Source organism: Massilia brevitalea, assembly GCF_030711405.1.
In the GTDB taxonomy this organism is placed as follows: Bacteria; Pseudomonadota; Gammaproteobacteria; order Burkholderiales; family Burkholderiaceae_D; genus Telluria; species Telluria brevitalea.
Genome location: NZ_JAULSI010000105.1, coordinates 1 through 2,251, shown reverse-complemented (window position 1 = coordinate 2,251; position 2,251 = coordinate 1). Strand labels below are relative to the sequence as shown.

Below are 2,251 nucleotides of genomic sequence, written 5' to 3'. Positions count from 1 at the left end.
TCAATCTTCTTCTTGCAAAACGGGTGGAGTCCATAGATACGGTCAAGTCGATGCGCCGTAGGGTGGTCGGCTCTGCCGTGCAAGGGGAGCCGATGCGCCGTTCGCGCCGCCACGCGTTCAGCGGGCACCTACAGCCCGCGCCACTGCACCTTGCCGGTCGCCGACTTCGGCAGGCTGTCGCGGAACTCGACGATGCGCGGGCTTTTATAAGCCGCCATGTTGGCATGCGACCAGTCGATGATGTCCTGCTCGCTCACCGTGCCGGCAAAGCCGTCCTTCAGCGCCACCACCGCCTTCACCGTCTCGCCGCGGCGCGCATCGTTCGCGGCCACCACGCACACTTCGCGGATCGCCGGGTGCCGGTACATCAGGGTCTCGACCTCGGCCGGCCAGACCTTGTAGCCGGAAGCGTTGATCATGCGCTTCAGTCGGTCGACCATGAAGAAGTAGCCGTCCTCGTCCACCCGCCCCAGGTCGCCGGTGCGCAGGAAACGCTTGCCGTCGATCTCGACGAAGGTATCCGCGGTCGCTCCCGGATTGTTCCAGTAGCCCCGCATCACCTGCGGCCCATGCACGATGATCTCGCCGACCTCGCCCACGCCCAGTTCCCCCATCGTCTCCGGGTCGACCACGCGCGCATCGACGTCGCAGATCGGAATGCCCAGGCACTGCTTCTTCGGGCGGTCGTTCGGGTTGATGTGGGTCGGCGCGATGGTCTCGGACATGCCGTAGCCCTCGATGTAGCGGATACCCATCAGCTCCTGCATGCGCTGGGCGATCGCATCCGGCATGGCCGCCCCGCCGCCACTCAGGCGCCGGATGCTCGACAGGTCGTATTCCATCACGCGCGGGCTGGAGAGCAAATCGACCACCATCGTCGAGATCAGCTGGGTCGCATTCACGCAGTAGCGGCGGATGCATTCGGCCGCGGTGTCGCGGTCCCAGCGCGCCAGCACCACCACGGTGCCGCCGCAGAAGATAGAACCGTTCATCCCGCCCTGCATGCCGGTCACGTGGAAGAAGGGCAGCACGCACAGCGCCACCGAATCCTGCTGGGCGCCAAACCACTGCACGCCGGCCACCGTGTTGTACATCACGCTGCTGTGGGTGTGCATGCAGCCCTTCGGGTGGCCGGTGGTACCCGAGGTATATGGCATGCAGGCCAGGTCGTCCGGGCCGGCGGTGACCGGGCCGGGAACACAGCCGCGCGCCAGCATGTCGCTCCACAGGGTCACCCCAGGCCCGGCGATGTGGCGGCGCGGCGCGGCCACGAAGTCCGGCACTTTCAGGTCGGTCTCGTGGTCGATGTAGTCGGAATAGGCGGCCACCAGCACGTGCTGCAGTCCGGGTTCGCCGCTTGAAGCAACCAGCGGCGCGACCTGGGCATACAGGTCCTGCGGCGCGAAGATGGTGGTGGCGCCGGTGTCGCTCACGTAGTGGCGCAGTTCTTCAAGCAGGTTCATCGGATTGACCGGCACCACCACCGCATTCGCGCGCAGGATGGCGTAGTAGGCCAGCATGAACTGCGGGCTGTTCTGCATGTAGAGCAGCACTCGGTCGCCCTGCTGCACGCCGCATTCCTGCTCCAGGTAGCCGGCGATCTGCTCGACCTCGCGCTTGAATTCGCGGTAGCTGAGCGGCGTGTCGTAGAACACCGAGAAGGTCTTGTCCGGGTAACGCGCGGCCGACACTTCCAGGTTGTAGAACAGGTTCGTCTGCGGCACGGTCAGGTGGCGCGGCAGGCCCGTGGGCCAGAAATCGTGGTGACGCTCGGACATCGTCTGTCTCCTGTCTTGTTTAACGATACCGCGCGAGTTCGAGTTTCGCGATGGCGTTGCGGTGCACCTCGTCCGGGCCGTCGGCCAGGCGCAGCGAGCGTGCGTTGGCATAGGCCTGGGCCAGGCCGAAGTCCTGGCTGACGCCGGCGCCGCCGTGGGCCTGGATCGCCCAGTCGATCACGGTGCAGGCCATGTTCGGCGCAATCACCTTGATCATCGCGATCTCGCGCGCCGCGGCCTTGTTGCCGACGGTGTCCATCATTTCGGCCGCGTTCAGCACCATCAGGCGCGCGCTGTCGATCAGGATGCGCGACTCGGCAATGCGCTCGCGCCAGACGCCCTGGTCGGCCACCTTGCGGCCAAACGCTACCCGCTCCAGCGTGCGCCGGCACATCGCTTCCAGCGCCATCTCGGCGCGCCCGATCAGGCGCATGCAGTGGTGGATGCGGCCCGGCCCCAGGCGGCCCTGGGCG

General features: G+C 66.5%; 2 protein-coding genes. Both read right to left on the bottom strand.

Annotated features, from left to right (window positions below):
* Nucleotides 1–128 precede the first annotated feature (128 nt).
* A complete protein-coding gene (locus tag QWL29_RS26445; protein ID WP_305825834.1) occupies nucleotides 129–1,778 on the bottom strand; it encodes a long-chain fatty acid--CoA ligase in 1,650 nt (549 codons plus the stop codon).
* A 19-nt stretch (nucleotides 1,779–1,797) separates the two neighbouring features.
* Nucleotides 1,798–2,251 (bottom strand): acyl-CoA dehydrogenase family protein (locus tag QWL29_RS26440; protein WP_305825833.1); only part of this gene is annotated, 454 nt, incomplete at its 5' end.

Bases quoted from the DNA above. Each gene is read 5' to 3' on its own strand.
- QWL29_RS26445 (WP_305825834.1), bottom strand. From the start codon at position 1,778: ATGTCCGAGCGTCACCACGATTTCTGGCCCACGGGCCTGCCGCGCCAC.